The organism is Rhizobium sp. USDA 4016 (genome assembly GCF_056279705.1).
On the sequence record NZ_JBWCCY010000004.1, the window covers coordinates 1,428,110 to 1,444,292 of the forward strand.

A 16,183-nucleotide genomic window follows, 5' to 3' on the forward strand; every position below is an offset into this window, starting at 1 on the left:
ACCTAATTAGGAAATGATCGTTTCCAAATCAAGCGAAACTTTTGCGACACGACAAAATCAGAGGTCGAGAACCCAGGTCTGGCCGTTTTCCTCTGGCCCGAACATGCGGTGTCTCTCTTCGGAGACAAGACGGAAACCGGCTTTGACATAGATGCTGCGTGCCGCGTGCAGAACGTCGTTGGTCCAGAGCGATATCTGGCGGTAACCTTTCGCCCGCGCGAAGCGAATGCACTCGTCGACCAGCGTCTTGCCGAGACCAAGCCCGCGCGCGGCCTCATCGACATAGAGAAGGCGGAGCTTGGCAACGCCGTCGCCGCCGTTCGTCACAAGAATAGACCCGACGTTGATGCCATTGCGCTCGGCGATCCAGCAATATTCCATCGCCGGATCGAAGGTCGCGAGGAACTTGCCGGCGACCTCGGCCACCAGGCCTTCGAAGCGCATGTCCCAGCCATATTCCTCGGCATAGGCCTTGCCCTGGCTCTGCACGATCCAGCCGATATCGCCGGGTCTATGTGCGCGGATGACCGCGGGGGACGGTTTGACGCCCGGGTCGAGCAGCGAGCGGATGGTCTGCATCGCGTTTAAGACGCTTTGCGACTCGCCAAGGGCAAGCGCATCGAAACGTTCGGCGATCTGCACATTCGAGCGGCGGCCGAGTTCCTGCAATTGCTCCTCTCCCTTGCCGGTGACCGTGATGATCTGGCTGCGCAGGTCGGCGGGATCGGCCTTCGTCTCGATGAGACCGTCGCTGCGGAAGCGCTTCAGAATGCGGCTGAGATAGGCGGGATCGAGATGCAGGTCGCGGACGAGCGCGACGGCGGTTATTCCGTCGTGCGAGCCGATCTCGAACAGCACCCGTGCGTCCGTCAAGGTGAACGGCGAGTCGAGATAGGCCTTGTTCAGCACGCCGAGGAAGTTGGTGTAGAAGCGATTGAAGTCGCGGGCGGCATCGATAAGGGAGGAATCGGGCATGGACAAAATCTCCTGATAGGAGACTTTGTCCTGCAATTGATTGACTCAGTCAAGTAAACTGCATGTTATGCAGCTTCTGTTTCATCGCTCCGCTCCTTGCCGATTGAAAAATCGACGGCCGCCCTTGCATGGATCGCCGTGGTGTCGAAGCCGGGCAGAGGCAGCTTGCCGGGGTCCAGGATGAGGCAGATCTCGGTGCAGCCTAGAATGATGCTGTCGGCGCCTTTGGCGCGTTCGCGTTCGATGATTTCCATCAGCTTCGTCCGCGAACTGTCGAGCACCTTTCCGGCGCAAAGTTCGTTGAAGATGATGTCGTGAACGATGGTGCGGTCGGCTGCATCCGGGACCGTCACGTTGACGCCCAGGCCCTTCATGCGGTCCGCGTAAAAGCCATGCTCCATCGTGTAGCGGGTTGCGAGCAGCAGCGGACGCTTGCGGCCGGCTGCCTTGAGCGACTTCGCCGTCTCGTCGATGATATGGATCAGCGGAACCGAGAGGCGCGATGCCACCTGATCGGCGATCAGGTGCATGGTATTGGTGCAGATGAGAACGCAGTGGACGCCGGCGGTCTGCAGGCGAAGCGCTGCATTGCCGAGGCGTGCTGCAGCGCCGTCCCAGTCACCGGCCTTCTGCATGGCGACGATCTCTTCGAAATTGACGGAGTGCATGACGAGTTCGGCCGATGCGAGACCGCCAAGGCGTTCGCGCACCATCTCGTTCACCAGACGATAATAGACCGCCGAGCTTTCAAAGCTCATGCCGCCGATCAGGCCAATTGTCTGCATTTCCACGCTCCTGCTTTTTGATTTCTGACGCGTAGAGCATGCCTCAGTCGCTGCGCCGAATGTTTGCATTCTTTGACGTTGATTGCAGTAACGAACTATCAGTTTGCGTAAGATTTCTGTAATGTGCAAAAAATCAGCGTCAATTAAAGAGATGGCAATGCTTGATGATCGCGATAGAAAGATTCTCGACCTTCTCCAGGCCGATGCCGGCATTTCCGTAAGCGATCTTGCCGAGCGCGTCGCGCTTTCGGTTTCGGCCTGTTCACGCCGCATCCAGCGCCTTGAGGAAAGCGGCCACATCGCCCGACGCATCGTCGTGCTCGACCGCGAAAAGATGGGCGTGCCGACCACCGTCTTTGCGCTGATCAAGACGGCGCATCATTCCGACGAATGGATTGAGACGTTCCGCAGGGCGATCAGCGGCATTCCGGAGATCGTCGAGGCCCATCGGCTGACGGGCAATCAGGATTACATCCTGAAGATCGTGCTGCCGCGCGTCGAACATTACGACGTCATCTACAAGCAGATCGTCCGCAAGATCGAGCTGTTCGACGTCTCGGCTTCGATTTCCATGGAGATATTGAAAAGCGGCAGCGCGATCCCGGTCGGCTATGCCGATTAAGATCGCACGGCAGCTATGTCGAACCGGCCGTTGAAAACCTGCCTGCAAAGGGCGACATTTGCGTCAGCAAAACAGCAAATAGGTTATGTCATGAGCGATCATCGGGTCGTCGTTGTCGGCGGGGGTTTCGGCGGGCTACAACTCGTCAACGGGCTCAAGGGTACAGGGGCCAAGATCACACTGGTCGATCGTCGCAACCACCATCTCTTCCAGCCGCTGCTCTATCAGGTCGCGACGACGATCCTATCGACATCGGAGATCGCCTGGCCGATCCGTCATCTCTACAGCAACAGGCCGGATGTTACGACGTTGCTCGGCGAAGTCACCGGCGTCGACACCGCGGCAAAGCAAGTGACGTTACGCGGCGGATTGACGTTAGGTTATGATACGCTTGTTCTGGCCACGGGCGCAACGCATGCCTATTTCGGGCGCGACGAGTGGGCGCCCGTCGCACCAGGCCTGAAAACGCTGGAGGACGCGACGACGATCCGCCGGCGCGTGCTGCTCGCCTTTGAGCGTGCGGAGACGGAAACCGATCCGGTCACGCGTGATGCGCTTCTGACCTTCGCAATCGTCGGCGCAGGACCGACCGGAGTCGAACTTGCCGGCATCATCGCCGAGCTGGCGCGCAAGACGCTGCCGCGGGAATTCCGCAACATCGATACGCGCAAGGCGAAGGTCGTGCTGATCGAGGCGGGGCCGCGGGTGCTGGCAAGCTTCGCCGAGGAGCTTTCGGCTTATGCGCAGCAGGCGCTCGAAAAGCTCGGCGTCGAGGTTCACGTCGGCGAGTTCGTCACGGACTGCACCGCCGCCGGCGTGAAAGTCGGCGAGAAGTTCATTGCCAGCAAGACGATCGTCTGGGCGGCTGGCGTGCAGGCCTCGCCTGCGGCAAAATGGCTAGATATTCCAGCCGATCGGGCAGGGCGGGCAATTGTCGAAAAAGACCTTAGCGCGCCGGGATTGCCAGATGTCTTCGTCATCGGCGATACGGCGTCCGTCGTTCAGGACAACGGCAAGCCGGTGCCCGGGATCGCGCCTGCCGCCAAGCAGCAGGGCGCTTACGTCGCTAAGGTCATCCGCGCGCGCCTACAGGCAAAGCCGGCACCAGGACCTTTCCGGTACTGGCATCAGGGAAGCCTTGCGACGATCGGGAAAAGCGCTGCCATCATCGATTTCGGCAAGATCAAGCTGAAGGGGTGGATCGCCTGGTGGATATGGGGCATTGCCCATATCTACTTCCTGATCGGGACGCGCTCGCGCTTTGCCGTTGCCTGGAGCTGGCTGTGGATCTATCTCAGCGGTCAGCACAGCGCGCGGCTGATCACCCAGAAGGAAACCATGCGGGAAGAGAATTAAGAGAAAGGCGGCTCGGGTGAGCCGCCCTTCCGTTGTCAGGCCGCCAGCGAGGCGATGTCGATGACGAAGCGGTAGCGCACGTCGCTCTTGATGACGCGCTCGTAGGCTTCGTTGATGTCCTGGATGGCGATCTTCTCGATTTCGGAGACGATGTTGTGCGCGCCGCAGAAATCGAGCATTTCCTGCGTTTCCTTGATCGAGCCGATCATTGAACCCGAAAGGCTCTTGCGGCCGGCGATGACGGAGAAGGCGTGGACAGGAACAGCATGTTCCGGAACGCCGACAAGCACCATGGAACCGTCGAACTTCAGGAGGTTGAGGTAGGCGTTCCAGTCGATCGCCGTGCCGACCGTGTTGATGATCAGGTCGAAGGTGCCGGCGAGCTTCTTGAAGGTCTCGGCATCGTTGGTAGCGTAATAGTCCTTGGCGCCGAGCTTCAGGCCGTCTTCCTTCTTCGACAGCGTCTGGCTGAGCACGGTGATGTCGGCGCCCATGGCGGCGCCGAGCTTGACGCCCATGTGGCCGAGACCGCCCATGCCGACGATTGCGACCTTCTTGCCGGGACCGGCCCCCCAGTGACGAAGCGGCGAATAGAGCGTGATGCCGGCGCAAAGCAGCGGCGCGCCGGCATCGAGCGGGATGTTGTCCGGGAAGGAGAGGACATAGCCTTCCTTGACGACGATCGAGTCGGAATAGCCACCATAGGTCGGCGTTTCGCCGTCCGCTTCGACGTCGTTGTAGGTCTGGGTGAGACCTGGCAAGAAATGCTCGTAATCGAGATCGCGTGTGGCACAGCCGATGCAGGAATTGACGAAGCAGCCTACGCCCACGCGGTCGCCGACCTTGAACTTCGTGACCTTCGAGCCGACAGACGAAACCACACCTGCAACTTCATGGCCCGGCACCATCGGGTAACGCGAATTGCCCCATTCGTTGCGGGCCTGGTGGATATCGGAATGGCAGACGCCGCAATATTGGACGGAAATGACGACGTCATCGTCATTCGGTTCACGGCGTTCGAAGGTGAAGGGCGCCAGCGGTTTTGACGCGTCAGTGGCGGCATAGCCTTTTGCAATAGCCATCTGAATCTTCCTTTGATTTGAGGAATTGGACGGCCGGACAATGCATCGAAACTGCAAGGTGGCGCTAGAGCGATCCTGCGAGCTTTTTGCACGATCCTGCAAATCCGCTACCCGCCAGCAAAATGCTATTGGCGGAAGTCGCAGGTTCGGCGCTGTCATTCAGGTGTGCTGGGCCGTGCTACAGGATGATGATCAGCGGACATTCACGTGTGAAAAACGTCGCCACGCAGATTGTCGGGATATGCGCAACGCCTCCAACTAACCCCGCGGGACCGACGCGTTTCCACGACCGATTGGAGTTGGTGCTCTTCCCCTCAACCGCTTCTTGAACCGGCCTGAGTGTTGTTGCCTCGCCGCAATGCACTCTTCACAGCTGAAAATGCGGCCGTATTCAGCGACTAGCGTGTCCAATTCGAAGGCTGCCTTCGCAGTCAGAGTTCACCTGACCTGTCAGGATAATCCGGACAATTCGAAGTCAAATGTTCCTCTTCAGCTCTGTGGTTCGCCAATTTCTATTGCGTGCCCATCCGGATCGTAAAAACGGAAGACCCTCTGTCCCCACGCTTGTTTTTCTACGGGGTGGATCAACTCCACATGCGGCGCGATCTTTTCAAAGGCGGCATCGACATCGCCATGTTCGAAATACAAAAGCAAGTTTCTTCGCCCATAGGATTCGGCTCCGTCACGCGTCTGGCGCCAGACCGTTTGTTCAAGCGATCGTCCCTCATGGATTGCAAAGCCGGACTCGAAAAGGACGAAATTTCCGGCGTCCTCTATAATTTTCAGGCCGAGCAGCTGGTTGTAGAATTCCTTCGAGCGATTGATGTCGCGAACGAAAGGAATAGGATTGATAAAACGCATCATTTTCCTCTCGACAGGCTCAAATTCATTGCCGCAAGATACTGACCAAAGCGCGCGAGTTCCGCATGAGGCTTTTGCAACTTGGCAGAATAGGAGGTTTCGCGAATGCCGCAACGGCCGATCCTGACGCCGAGCTGTCCTCAGCGGTCCATTTCCGCAATGGCGGCCACTCCCTTGCTTCCCGAGACCTGATAATGCGACTTCGGGTTTGTAGGATGCTGCCGTGAAGCTTAGATAAGGTGGACCTGCACCATCTCAGAACGAGTTATCCCATGACATTGCCCTTCAACCCTTATCAGGAAATCGCGTCTATCGCGGCGCGCCATACGTCCGGGGAGGGCGAGTTCGCGACGGCCATCGGCAACCTCTTCCTGAGCCGCCGTTCAAAGCCGGCGGGACCCTTTCACTCGGCCTACCGCCCGTGCGTCGCTATGGTGCTGCAGGGCGCAAAGAGCGTCAGGCTCGGGTCGGAAACGCTGAACTACGGCACCGGCGACTATCTTCTGACGTCACTTGACCTTCCGGTCGCTTGGCGCGTGACGGAGGCAAGCCCGGAGGCGCCCCATCTATGCTTTGCAATGGCGATCGATGCCGAAAGGATTGCTGCGCTTCTGCGCCGCGTCGATATCCCCCGTCCAGCGGCGCATACCGAGGGGCTGCGGGGCATGGCGGTCAACGCCGCGCCGCCGGAACTGCTGGAGGCGGCCGTGCGGCTGGTGCGCCTGCTTGACCGTCCAAATGATATCGCTGCCATGGCACCGCTGATCGAGCAGGAAATCCTCTATCGCGTGCTGACCGGGCCCGTCGGCCCGCACCTCTTGAACATTGCGCTCGCAGAAAGCCAGAGCAACAGGATTGCCCGCGCCGTGGGATGGCTCAGGGAAAATTATGCAAGACCTTTAAGGATTGAAGCGCTCGCCGAGCTTGTTGGCATGAGCGTCTCGTCGTTCCATCATCATTTCAAATCTGTCACCGCGCTGACGCCGGTGCAGTTCCAGAAGCAGCTCCGCCTGCACGAGGCGCGTCGCTTGATGCTGGTCGAGCGGCTGGATGCCGGAATGGCCGGGCATCGCGTCGGATATCAAAGCCCGTCGCAGTTCAGCCGGGAATACAGCCGTCTCTACGGCATCTCGCCTGCGCGCGACGTCGACGCAGAGCGCTTGGCGACCGCTGCCGAATAAAGCGGCCGGCTGCAGAAAATTTTTGCTTCGCCTCTCGTTCCCCTCTTGACGGGTGAGGGCGACTGCGCGATAAGCATCCACGAACCGTACCGTACGGTACGTATCTTGGGAGCGCATATCGTGTCTGTCGAAACCTTGGAGCCCAGCGAATTTTCGCCGCGTCAGAACGCCGTTCTGGAGCAGGCGCTGCAGCTCCTTGTCGATGGCGGGGAGAAGGCGCTGACGACGTCGGGCGTCGCACGCGCTGCCAACTGCTCCAAGGAAAGCCTCTACAAATGGTTCGGCGACCGCGATGGCCTGCTGTCGGCGATGATTGCCTATCAGGCCAGCAAGGTGCGCACGTTCGAGCGCAACGGCGAACGGCTGACGGCGACGAGTCTGCATGACCATGTCGTCCTCTTCGCGCGCGACCTGCTGGAGGTTCTGGCCGGCGATGTTTCGCTGGCGCTAAACAGGCTGGCGATCGGCCAGTCGCATCGCGACGGCTCGAAGCTCGGCAAGCTGCTTCTGGAGCGCGGCCGCCGCCAGATCGACCGCCGCGCCATGGCGCTGATCGATGCGGGGAAGCGGGCAGGGCTGCTGCGCTTTTATGATGCCGACGAGGCCTATCACACGCTTTACGGCCTGATCGTCTCTGACCTGCATGTGCGCATGCTGCTCGGCGAGCCAGGTCTCAAGGATACCGCGCGGCAGGCGGAGAGGGCGGTGACTGCTTTCCTCCGGCTCTACGGCACGGAGAAGGTTTTGGCGGAAATGCCGGCGCTGAGCTGAGTTCCGCTGTTTTACCAATCAACACGACAAGCAAAAGGGAAGGAACTTCGAATGCGCGTCTATTACGATCGTGATGCCGATCTCAACCTCATCAAGTCCAAGAAGGTCGCCGTCATCGGCTACGGTTCGCAGGGCCGCGCCCACGCGCTGAACCTGAAGGACAGCGGCGCCGGCAACGTCGTCATCGCGCTCAAGGCTGGTTCGCCGACCGTCAAGAAGGCCGAAGCCGACGGCTTTAAGGTCATGACGGTTGCAGAAGCCGCCAAGTGGGCCGACCTGATGATGATGGCGACGCCTGACGAGCTGCAGGCCGACATCTACAAGTCGGAAATCGCTGCCAACATCCGCGACGGCGCCGCGATCGCTTTCGCACACGGCCTCAACGTCCACTTCGGCCTCATCGAGCCGAAGGCTTCCGTTGACGTCGTCATGATCGCGCCGAAGGGCCCGGGCCACACGGTTCGCGGCGAATACCAGAAGGGCGGCGGCGTTCCCTGCCTCGTTGCCGTTCACCAGAACGCGTCCGGCAATGCGCTTGAACTCGCTCTCTCCTACGCCTGCGGCGTCGGCGGCGGCCGTTCGGGCATCATCGAGACCAATTTCCGCGAAGAATGCGAAACCGACCTCTTCGGCGAACAGGTCGTTCTATGCGGCGGTCTCGTCGAGCTCATCCGCGCTGGTTTCGAAACGCTGGTCGAAGCCGGCTACGCTCCGGAAATGGCGTATTTCGAGTGCCTGCACGAAGTGAAGCTGATCGTCGACCTGATCTATGAAGGCGGCATCGCCAACATGAACTACTCGATCTCGAACACGGCCGAGTGGGGCGAATATGTCACCGGCCCGCGCATCATCACCGAAGAAACCAAGGCCGAAATGAAGCGCGTCCTGAAAGACATCCAGACCGGCAAGTTCACGTCGGAATGGATGCAGGAATACCGCGCTGGCGGCTCGCGCTTCAAGGGCATCCGCCGCGTCAACGACTCGCACCAGATCGAAGAAGTCGGCGCGAAGCTCCGCGGCATGATGCCGTGGATCGGCAAGAACAAGCTGGTCGACAAGAGCGTGAACTAGGCGCGTCTTGACTGCTGGAATTGGAAGGGCCGGGGCGGAAGCTCCGGCCCTTTCATTATTGTGCTCGCAGGTGAAGCCAGCGCGTCGGCTTGTTGTCGTAGCCGCTACCATCGACTTCATCGATGGTGATGTTCCGCCAGCCGCCGGCCATCAGCAATTCAAACAGACAGGCCGCGGAAAGGTAGTTGTAATACCGGCCGAAGCTATCGTGTCCCTCTGCCGTCCCCGCCTTGAAGCTTGCATGGAGCGCGCCGCCATCCTTCAGCGCCTGGCGGATACGGGCTAGCACAGCGGGCAAGTCCTTTCGCGGCACATGCAGCAGGCTGGCCTCGGCCCAGACGCCGTCGAATTCGTCTTTGGCTTCCAACTCCTCGAAGCGCATCACCTTGACGGGCTTGCCGATCAGTTTTTCAGCTTGCTTGGCCAGTTCCACCGAGCCATCCGTCGCCATCACGTCGAAGCCTTTGGAGAGCATATAGGCACTATCCTGTCCACCGCCGCAACCGAGTTCGAGGATGCAGGCGCCGGAAGGTAGGGCGGAGAGAAACGCGTCGAGCCGCGCCGTCGGCAGCTTGCGGTTCCGCAAGGCATAGACTTCGGCATTTTCGTCATAGAATGAGGGCGTCATCAAGGTTTCTCGAAATCAACGGTACGCTCCAAATCTTTGAAGTGAGCGTCCAGCGTTAAAATATCGGTATCGTGAAGCTCTGCCGTCGCATAGACGATAGCGTCGGCCATGGCCAGCTTGTGAGAGGCCGAGACCTCTGACGCCCGCCGGGCGAGCATTGTATCGAGCGGTACGACGATGCATGTGGCGGGTCAAAGCGGTCGTTTCTGTCGCGGTAATTCTCTGGGTTTGCGCCTTGCGCAAGGCCGCGGAGATCGTTCAATCCCGGCACAGGCATCAGCAATACGCCTTTTCCTTTCGGGAGAAAGACGAATTCCCGTCCGGCCGACCAATGTTGTTGGTCCGGACTTCCTTCGGAATGGAAATCTGAAATTTCGCAGATAAGGTCGCAGTTGCCATTCTTACCTCTGCTTTATCGATATCCATAAGGCAAGAATACAGCATGGGCAGTCAAGATCCGCTCAATTTCCTTTGTCTCGCTATTCCTGTGCTTGCAGCTTTCGAATACAAGACCTGAAACTTGCCAGGACAAGAAAATAGGTCAGCATTATTGACATAAATGCCGCTGCATGGTCTGGTGGCGGCTATAGAAAATATGAGGAAATGCCCATGTTGAATTGGGAGAATATGTTTGCGACGCGATCGTCGCGCATGCGTGCATCGGAAATCCGCGAGCTGCTGAAGCTTCTCGATCAGCCGGACATCATTTCGTTTGCCGGCGGCATTCCGGATCCGGCGCTGTTTCCCGACAAGGAATTCCAGGCGGCCTATGCCGATATTTTCAATAGTGCGGCAGTGAGCTCGGCGCTGCAGTATTCGGTGAGCGAAGGTTACAAGCCGCTGCGCGAATGGCTGGTGAAGCAGATGGCGGCGCTCGATATCCCCTGTGAGCTCGACAATGTCTTCATCGTTTCGGGTTCGCAGCAGGGCCTCGATTATCTTGGCAAGCTCTTCCTGTCGCCGAAGGATACGGCGCTCGTCACCTGGCCGACCTATCTCGGCGCGTTGCAGGCCTTCAATGCATACGAGCCGTCTTACGATCAGTTGACGCCGAACGGCAACCGGACGCCGGATTCCTACCGCGCCACCGCCGCCCAGAACGGCGGCAAGGTGAAGTTCGCCTATCTCTCGGCGGACTTCTCGAACCCGACCGGCGAGACCGTCGATCGCGCGGGCCGTGAAAAGGTACTCGAACTTGCGGAAGAACTCGATATCGCCGTTATCGAAGATGCCGCCTATCAGTCGCTGCGTTATGACGGCGAGCCGATCCCGCCGATTCTGGCGCTGGAGATCGCCAAGAAGGGGCATATCGACAACACGCGCACGATCTATTGCGGTAGCTTCTCGAAGACGCTGGCGCCCGGTCTTCGCGTCGGTTTCGTCGTCGCCAACGCGCCGGTTATCCGCAAGCTGGTGCTGATGAAGCAGGCCGCTGACCTGCATTCCTCGACGATCAACCAGATGGCGATCACCCAGGTCGCCGAGCGCGGCTTCGATGCGCAGGTCGCAAAGATCAAGGCGGCCTACAGCCACCGCCGCGACGCGATGCTGGCCGCACTTGCCAAGCATATGCCAGCCGGTATCACCTGGACGAAGCCGGAAGGCGGCATGTTCATCTGGATCACGCTGCCGAAGGGCATGGACGGTGCGGCGCTGCTTGCAAAATCGATCGAGACCGCAAAGGTCGCCTTCGTTCCCGGCAGGGCCTTCTTTGCCGACGGCTCGGGCGAAAACACGATCCGCGTCAGTTTCTCCTGCGCCAACGACGTCATGATCGAGGAAGGCATCGGCCGCCTCGGCAAGCTGATCGCAAAGGAAATCGGCGGCTGAGCGCCGCCGATCCCTTAGAAGCCTATTTCTTCAGGTGCGGGGCGAACAATTCCATGTCCGCCTCACTCAGACGGTCGCTCGCCGTATTGAGCTGGTGCCAATAGGGATAGATCACCGGCGGCAGGCTGACGTCGTCGAGGCGCCTGCGCTCCTCCTCGGTCAGCTTCAGTTCGGCAGCGGCGAGGTTGTCCTTGAACTGCGCTTCGGTGCGCCCGCCGATGATGACGGAAGTCACGGCCTTGCGGCCGATCAGCCAGGCAAGCGCCACCTGCGCGGCCGATACACCGCGGCTCTCGGCGATGGCCACCAGCGTCTCGACGATATTCCAGAGGCGGTTTTCGTCGCGGATCGGTGGTTCGGTCCATCCGGAAAACTGACGGGTACCTTCCGGAGCGGCCTGATTGCGGCGATGCTTGCCGGAGAGGAGACCACCCGCCAGCGGGCTCCAGACGAGAACCCCGAGCCCCTGATCGATGCTGACGGGCAGCAGCTCGTATTCGGCGTCGCGGGCTTCGAGCGTATAGTGGATCTGCTCACTGACGAAGCGCTGGCGCTTGTCCCTTTCGCTAATGCCGAGCGCCTTCATGATGTGCCAGCCTGAAAAGTTCGAGCAGCCGACATAGCGGACCTTGCCCTGGTGCACGAGCGTATCGAGGGCCTCCATGGTTTCTTCGAGCGGCGTCTGGCCGTCCCATTCGTGAAGCTGATAGAGATCGATGACATCGGTCTTCAGGCGCTTGAGGCTTGCCTCGCAGGCCGCGATCAGGTGCTGGCGCGATGAGCCCGCATCGTTCGGGCCGTCGCCCATCGGGAAGCGCGCCTTAGTCGCGATCAGCACGCCGTTCTTGCGCTTGCCGCCGAGGACTTCGCCAAGAATCTCCTCCGAGACGCCGGCCGAATAGACATCGGCGGTGTCGATCAGGTTGACGCCCGCATCGAGGCACAGATCGACAAGGCGGCGGGCTTCGGAAACGCCGAGATCGCCGACCATCTTCGCCCAGCCCTTGCCGCCGAAGGTCATCGTGCCCATCGTCACGGTCGAAATCTTGAGGCCCGAGCGGCCAAGTAGACGATATTCCATTGCTCATCTCCCAAATTCAAAATCAAAAAAGAAACGCGGGTTAGAAAATAGCGGGGTACCGTCGTGGTCAAGTGCAGCTCGCGCCAGTATTCGCGGAGGCCCATGGCCGACTGTCACAATCATGTTATTCGGCCTCTCTATGGAACCGTCATGTTCATCATGAGGGAATTGCCATGAAGAAGCTTTCCATCTTTGCCGCATTGCTGGCTGCCGGTCTCGTTTCCGTTTCGGCTGAGGCTGCCAATCTCGTGCTTTATACCAGCCAGCCAAACGAGGACGCGCAGGCGACGGTCGATGGCTTCATGGCCGAAAATCCGGACGTCAAGGTTGACTGGGTGCGTGACGGCACGCCGAAGATCATGGCGAAGTTGCAGGCCGAGATCGAAGCCGGCAACCCGGTTGCCGACGTGCTGCTGATCGCCGATACGGTGACGCTGGAGCGCCTCAAGGAGGCCGGCAAGCTGCTCGCCTACAAGTCGCCGGAAGCCGCAAGCTACGACGCCGCTCTCTACGATGCTGACGGCCACTACTATTCAACGAAGCTGATCACCACCGGCATCATGTACAATACCTCGGCCTCGATGAAGCCGGCGAGCTGGAAGGATCTGACGAAGCCCGAAGCCAAGGGCCTCGTTGCCATGCCGAGCCCGCTGACCTCGGGTGCCGCGCTCATCCACGCCCAGACGCTGGCTGCAGTCGATGGCCTCGGCTGGGACTACTACAAGGCGCTTGCCGCAAACGGTGCCATAGCTGCCGGCGGCAACGGCGCTGTCTTGAAGTCGGTCGCCTCGGGCGAAAAGGCCTATGGCATGGTCGTCGACTATATGCCGATCCGCGAGAAGGCAAAGGGTGCACCCGTCGAGTTCGTCTTCCCGCAAGAGGGTGTTTCGGCCGTGACCGAGCCGGTCGGCATTCTAGCAAGCACCAAGAACGCCGAAGCGGCGAAAAAATTCGTCGACTACGTGCTTTCCGAAAAGGGTCAGGAAGGCTTCCTGAAGCTCGGCTATATTCCGGCCCGCAACGGTATGAAGCTGCCGGAAGGCTTCCCTGCACGCGACAGCATCAAGGTGCTGCCGATCAAGGCTGGCGAAGCGTTGAAGAATACCGATCAGGATCTGAAGACCTTCTCGGGCATCTACGGATCGAACTGATCACCACCGGATACCCGATGCAGGGATATGTTCGTGCAGGAAGCAGCCAGCCGGCCTGGTTGTTTCCTCTCATCATTCTGGTGGTTCTGATCCTCAGCGTGCTGCCGCTGGCGCGGCTTGCCGTTGCAGGCATCGCCGCGTTGGCAAATGGCGGCGTGTCTGCCGTGCTTGCCGATCCCGCACTCTGGTCGGCCACCTATTACACGATCGTCACCGCCATCCTTGGCACGGTGATTTCACTCGTCATCGGCTGCGCCTTCGCATTTCTGCTGACACTGACGGATATTCGCGGGAAGGGGCTGTTGAGCTTCCTCTTCGTGCTGCCGATGATGATCCCGCCGCAGGTGACGGCTCTCGCCTGGGTGCAGATGTCCGGCCCGTCGAGCCCGCTTCTCAAAGCGCTGCATATCGCGCCGCCGCTCGGCTCCCCGCAGCCGCTTTATTCGGTCGGCGGTATTGCGCTGCTCTATGGCGTGCAGCACGCGCCGCTCGTCTACCTGGCTCTGAGGGCCGGGCTGATGGCATTGCCGCGCGACGGCGTCGAGGCCGCGCGGCTTTCCGGCGCATCCAGCTTTCGTGTCTTTCGCGATATCATCCTGCCACTGTCGCTGCCCGGTGTCATCGCGGGTGCGGCGATCTCGTTTGTCTCCTGCACCGGCAATTTCGGCATCCCGGCGATCCTCGGCATTCCTGCCTCGATCTACACCTTACCGACGCTGATCTTCTCGAAATTCTCGGCCTTCACCAGCCGCACATTCGGCGAAGTCGCGCTGCTGTCGGCCATCATCGCGATTATCTCCCTCGCCGGGCTTGCGATCCAGGATCGGGCCTTGCGCGGCCGAGACTATCGCGTGCTTGGCCTTTCGGGTGCGACTGCCACCTTCGATCTCGGTGGCTGGAAATATCTGTTCGCGCCGCTGCTTTGGGTCATCTTGTTCTTCATGCTGGCCGCACCGTTCTTCGCGCTGCTCGCCGGCGCGCTGGTGCCGGCCTATGGCGTGCCACTGAGCTTCAAGACCATGTCCTTCAACGCTTTTCATGAAATCCTCTTTCGCCAGGCAGTGACGCGGACGGCCTTCGTCAATTCGCTTTCTCTTGCGGCCGGAACGGCCGTGTGTCTCCTGCTGGTGACTGTCCTGTCGGCCTATGCGTTGACGCGGCGCAGAGATGCGATTTCGCGCGCCGTCTCAAGTCTGATTGAGATACCCTATTCGCTGCCGGGCATCGTCATTGCCGTTTGTTTCATCCTCGTCTTCGCCGCGCCGCTGCCGGTTCTCAACATCACGTTCTACGGCACGATCTGGATCATCCTGATCGCCTACCTCTCCAGCTTCTTTGCCGTCAGCCTGAAGCCGGTCGTCAGCGCGTTCCATCAGCTCGATCCGGCGCTGGAGGAGGCAGCGCGGCTTTCCGGCGCAGGCTTCTTCCGCCGGCTGAGGGATATCATCGTGCCGCTGATTGCGCCTGCGGCTGGCGCCTCGGTCATCCTCGTCTTTCTAATTGCCTGCAACGAACTGACGATTTCGGCGCTGCTTTGGTCTGCGGGCACCCAGACGCTTGGCGTGGCGATCTACAATCTCGATGACAGCGGCAGTTCGGATCTGGCGTCTGCGCTTTCCGTGCTTATCGTCCTGATGGTCATCGTCATGATGCTGCTTCTGGAATTGCTGGCAAAGCGGCTGCCCAAGGGAGTGGTGCCATGGCGAAGCTGATCCTCAATCATGTCGGTAAGGATTTCGGCACTGGAAAACCAGCGGTGAGCGCGCTTTCACTCGACGTGCGCGAGGGTGGATTCCTGGCGCTGCTCGGTCCCTCCGGCTGCGGCAAGACGACGGTGCTGCGAATGATTGCAGGTTTCGAGACGCCGACCGACGGCTCGATCCATCTCGGCGAGCGGCTGCTTGCGGACGCGTCGCAATCCCTGCCGCCCGAACGGCGCAACATGGCGATGGTCTTCCAGTCCTACGCGCTCTGGCCGCATATGAATGTCGCCGATAATGTCGGTTATCCTCTAAAGGTGCGCGGCATTGTGGGCGAAGCCTATCGCCGGAAGGTGCGAGACGCCCTTTCGACCGTGCGGCTTGCGGAATACGCCGAGCGGCGTCCGGCCGACCTCTCCGGCGGCCAGCGCCAGCGCGTGGCGCTGGCGCGCTGCCTGGTGACATCGCCAGATGTGGTTCTGCTCGACGAGCCGCTCGCCAATCTCGACCGGCACCTGAAGCAGGAGATGGAAGAGAGTTTCCGCGAGTTTCATTTGCGCTCCGGCGCCACCATGATCTATGTGACGCATGACCAGAGTGAGGCCATGGCGCTTGCAACGGACGTTGCGGTGATGTCGGAGGGCCACCTGCTGCAGGTCGCGCCGCCTGCCGAGATTTATGCACGCCCGGAAGGCCGGATGGTGGGCGGATTGATCGGGCGAGGGGCGATCCTGACTACGCGGTCCCCTGGCGGTGATAAGCGAAATTTCGATTGGAATGCGCTGCAGGCCATCATTCTAGATCAACCGAGCGAGGGGCCGCAGATCGATATGCTCGTGCGTCCGGAAGACGTCCTGCTCGGCGGCGGGGGCATTCCGGCCACGGTGGAATCGGTTCTCTATGAAGGCGAGCGCTATGCGCTGAAACTCGCCCTGGCGGACGGCCAGATGCTGCGTGCCTTCAGCCGCACGACGGTGCAGGCGGGCGATGCGCTGAAGATTGCGATCCGTTCGGCATGGCGGCTCTGATTTCCGTCTCGCTGCCTTCCCGAATGCCTCTTTCGTCTCTACAAATGACATAACGCCAACC

15 protein-coding genes and 2 pseudogenes are annotated in these 16,183 nt (G+C 60.2%); 9 read left to right on the forward strand and 8 right to left on the reverse strand.

From position 1 onward, the window contains the following. Window positions 1-57 precede the first annotated feature (57 nt). The gene (locus tag ACZ9DP_RS22145; RefSeq protein WP_194729983.1) at window positions 58-975 is read right to left on the reverse strand and encodes a bifunctional helix-turn-helix transcriptional regulator/GNAT family N-acetyltransferase; all 918 of its coding nucleotides are present in this window, start codon (window positions 973-975) and stop codon (window positions 58-60) included. Between the two features lie 65 nt (window positions 976-1,040). Continuing rightward, on the reverse strand, window positions 1,041-1,760 hold the full coding sequence (locus ACZ9DP_RS22150; RefSeq protein WP_476203573.1) for an aspartate/glutamate racemase family protein: 720 nt from the start codon (window positions 1,758-1,760) through the stop codon (window positions 1,041-1,043). A 157-nt stretch (window positions 1,761-1,917) separates the two neighbouring features. On the opposite strand from ACZ9DP_RS22150, the gene ACZ9DP_RS22155 reads away from it, so the two are divergent. Both ACZ9DP_RS22155 and ACZ9DP_RS22160 read left to right on the forward strand, forming a co-directional pair. Continuing rightward, window positions 1,918-2,382 (forward strand): Lrp/AsnC family transcriptional regulator, encoded by a 465-nt coding sequence (locus ACZ9DP_RS22155; RefSeq protein WP_028739539.1) that lies wholly within the window; start codon window positions 1,918-1,920, stop codon window positions 2,380-2,382. Window positions 2,383-2,472: 90 nt separating this feature from the next. Further along, window positions 2,473-3,738 (forward strand): NAD(P)/FAD-dependent oxidoreductase, encoded by a 1,266-nt coding sequence (locus tag ACZ9DP_RS22160; RefSeq protein ID WP_476203574.1) that lies wholly within the window; start codon window positions 2,473-2,475, stop codon window positions 3,736-3,738. A 35-nt stretch (window positions 3,739-3,773) separates the two neighbouring features. On the opposite strand, the gene ACZ9DP_RS22165 is transcribed toward ACZ9DP_RS22160, so the two are convergent. Both ACZ9DP_RS22165 and ACZ9DP_RS22170 read right to left on the reverse strand, forming a co-directional pair. Further along, window positions 3,774-4,820, reverse strand: coding sequence for an NAD(P)-dependent alcohol dehydrogenase (locus tag ACZ9DP_RS22165; protein WP_239598256.1), 1,047 nt, complete (start codon window positions 4,818-4,820; stop codon window positions 3,774-3,776). A 489-nt stretch (window positions 4,821-5,309) separates the two neighbouring features. Then, window positions 5,310-5,681, reverse strand: a complete 372-nt coding sequence (locus ACZ9DP_RS22170; RefSeq protein WP_239599514.1) for a VOC family protein — start codon at window positions 5,679-5,681, stop codon at window positions 5,310-5,312. Window positions 5,682-5,953: 272 nt separating this feature from the next. On the opposite strand from ACZ9DP_RS22170, the gene ACZ9DP_RS22175 reads away from it, so the two are divergent. From ACZ9DP_RS22175 to ilvC, 3 genes are all read left to right on the forward strand, one after another. Beyond that, window positions 5,954-6,862, forward strand: coding sequence for an AraC family transcriptional regulator (locus ACZ9DP_RS22175; protein ID WP_476203575.1), 909 nt, complete (start codon window positions 5,954-5,956; stop codon window positions 6,860-6,862). A gap of 105 nt (window positions 6,863-6,967) precedes the next feature. Beyond that, window positions 6,968-7,633, forward strand: coding sequence for a TetR/AcrR family transcriptional regulator (locus tag ACZ9DP_RS22180; RefSeq protein WP_194729979.1), 666 nt, complete (start codon window positions 6,968-6,970; stop codon window positions 7,631-7,633). A 51-nt stretch (window positions 7,634-7,684) separates the two neighbouring features. Beyond that, window positions 7,685-8,704 (forward strand): ketol-acid reductoisomerase, encoded by a 1,020-nt coding sequence (gene ilvC / locus ACZ9DP_RS22185; protein WP_022714456.1) that lies wholly within the window; start codon window positions 7,685-7,687, stop codon window positions 8,702-8,704. Between the two features lie 55 nt (window positions 8,705-8,759). On the opposite strand, the gene ACZ9DP_RS22190 is transcribed toward ilvC, so the two are convergent. From ACZ9DP_RS22190 to ACZ9DP_RS22200, 3 genes and pseudogenes are all read right to left on the reverse strand, one after another. Next, entirely contained in the window at window positions 8,760-9,332 is a 573-nt protein-coding gene (locus ACZ9DP_RS22190) for a class I SAM-dependent methyltransferase (RefSeq protein WP_194729978.1), read from the reverse strand. Beyond that, window positions 9,332-9,520, reverse strand: a pseudogene (locus ACZ9DP_RS22195) (PIN domain-containing protein); the annotation flags it as partial. The gene ACZ9DP_RS22190 and the pseudogene ACZ9DP_RS22195, both read right to left, overlap by 1 nt. A gap of 5 nt (window positions 9,521-9,525) precedes the next feature. Beyond that, a pseudogene (locus ACZ9DP_RS22200) lies at window positions 9,526-9,731 on the reverse strand (AbrB/MazE/SpoVT family DNA-binding domain-containing protein); the annotation flags it as partial. Window positions 9,732-9,941: 210 nt separating this feature from the next. Here ACZ9DP_RS22200 and ACZ9DP_RS22205 point away from each other — a divergent pair. Further along, on the forward strand, window positions 9,942-11,162 hold the full coding sequence (locus tag ACZ9DP_RS22205) for an aminotransferase-like domain-containing protein (protein WP_239598259.1): 1,221 nt from the start codon (window positions 9,942-9,944) through the stop codon (window positions 11,160-11,162). A 22-nt stretch (window positions 11,163-11,184) separates the two neighbouring features. Here ACZ9DP_RS22205 and ACZ9DP_RS22210 read toward each other — a convergent pair whose 3' ends face one another. Further along, window positions 11,185-12,243, reverse strand: a complete 1,059-nt coding sequence (locus tag ACZ9DP_RS22210; RefSeq protein WP_476203576.1) for an aldo/keto reductase — start codon at window positions 12,241-12,243, stop codon at window positions 11,185-11,187. Between the two features lie 173 nt (window positions 12,244-12,416). On the opposite strand from ACZ9DP_RS22210, the gene ACZ9DP_RS22215 reads away from it, so the two are divergent. The 3 genes from ACZ9DP_RS22215 to ACZ9DP_RS22225 are packed head-to-tail and all read left to right on the forward strand — an operon-like array spanning window position 12,417 to window position 16,122. After that, entirely contained in the window at window positions 12,417-13,394 is a 978-nt protein-coding gene (locus ACZ9DP_RS22215) for an ABC transporter substrate-binding protein (RefSeq protein ID WP_476203577.1), read from the forward strand. A 17-nt stretch (window positions 13,395-13,411) separates the two neighbouring features. After that, entirely contained in the window at window positions 13,412-15,106 is a 1,695-nt protein-coding gene (locus ACZ9DP_RS22220) for an ABC transporter permease (protein WP_476203578.1), read from the forward strand. After that, window positions 15,094-16,122: an ABC transporter ATP-binding protein gene (locus ACZ9DP_RS22225; protein WP_476203579.1), complete on the forward strand. Its 1,029-nt coding sequence runs from the start codon at window positions 15,094-15,096 to the stop codon at window positions 16,120-16,122. Before ACZ9DP_RS22220 ends, ACZ9DP_RS22225 begins: the two co-directional genes overlap by 13 nt. The last annotated feature ends 61 nt before the right edge of the window (window positions 16,123-16,183 follow it).

Bases quoted from the DNA above. Each gene is read 5' to 3' on its own strand.
- ACZ9DP_RS22210 (WP_476203576.1), bottom strand. From the start codon at position 12,243: ATGGAATATCGTCTACTTGGCCGCTCGGGCCTCAAGATTTCGACCGTG.
- ACZ9DP_RS22220 (WP_476203578.1), top strand. From the start codon at position 13,412: ATGCAGGGATATGTTCGTGCAGGAAGCAGCCAGCCGGCCTGGTTGTTT.
- ACZ9DP_RS22150 (WP_476203573.1), bottom strand. From the start codon at position 1,760: ATGCAGACAATTGGCCTGATCGGCGGCATGAGCTTTGAAAGCTCGGCG.
- ACZ9DP_RS22170 (WP_239599514.1), bottom strand. From the start codon at position 5,681: ATGCGTTTTATCAATCCTATTCCTTTCGTTCGCGACATCAATCGCTCG.
- ACZ9DP_RS22155 (WP_028739539.1), top strand. From the start codon at position 1,918: ATGCTTGATGATCGCGATAGAAAGATTCTCGACCTTCTCCAGGCCGAT.
- ACZ9DP_RS22225 (WP_476203579.1), top strand. From the start codon at position 15,094: ATGGCGAAGCTGATCCTCAATCATGTCGGTAAGGATTTCGGCACTGGA.
- ACZ9DP_RS22205 (WP_239598259.1), top strand. From the start codon at position 9,942: ATGTTGAATTGGGAGAATATGTTTGCGACGCGATCGTCGCGCATGCGT.
- ACZ9DP_RS22175 (WP_476203575.1), top strand. From the start codon at position 5,954: ATGACATTGCCCTTCAACCCTTATCAGGAAATCGCGTCTATCGCGGCG.
- ACZ9DP_RS22190 (WP_194729978.1), bottom strand. From the start codon at position 9,332: ATGACGCCCTCATTCTATGACGAAAATGCCGAAGTCTATGCCTTGCGG.
- ACZ9DP_RS22215 (WP_476203577.1), top strand. From the start codon at position 12,417: ATGAAGAAGCTTTCCATCTTTGCCGCATTGCTGGCTGCCGGTCTCGTT.
- ACZ9DP_RS22160 (WP_476203574.1), top strand. From the start codon at position 2,473: ATGAGCGATCATCGGGTCGTCGTTGTCGGCGGGGGTTTCGGCGGGCTA.
- ilvC (WP_022714456.1), top strand. From the start codon at position 7,685: ATGCGCGTCTATTACGATCGTGATGCCGATCTCAACCTCATCAAGTCC.
- ACZ9DP_RS22165 (WP_239598256.1), bottom strand. From the start codon at position 4,820: ATGGCTATTGCAAAAGGCTATGCCGCCACTGACGCGTCAAAACCGCTG.
- ACZ9DP_RS22145 (WP_194729983.1), bottom strand. From the start codon at position 975: ATGCCCGATTCCTCCCTTATCGATGCCGCCCGCGACTTCAATCGCTTC.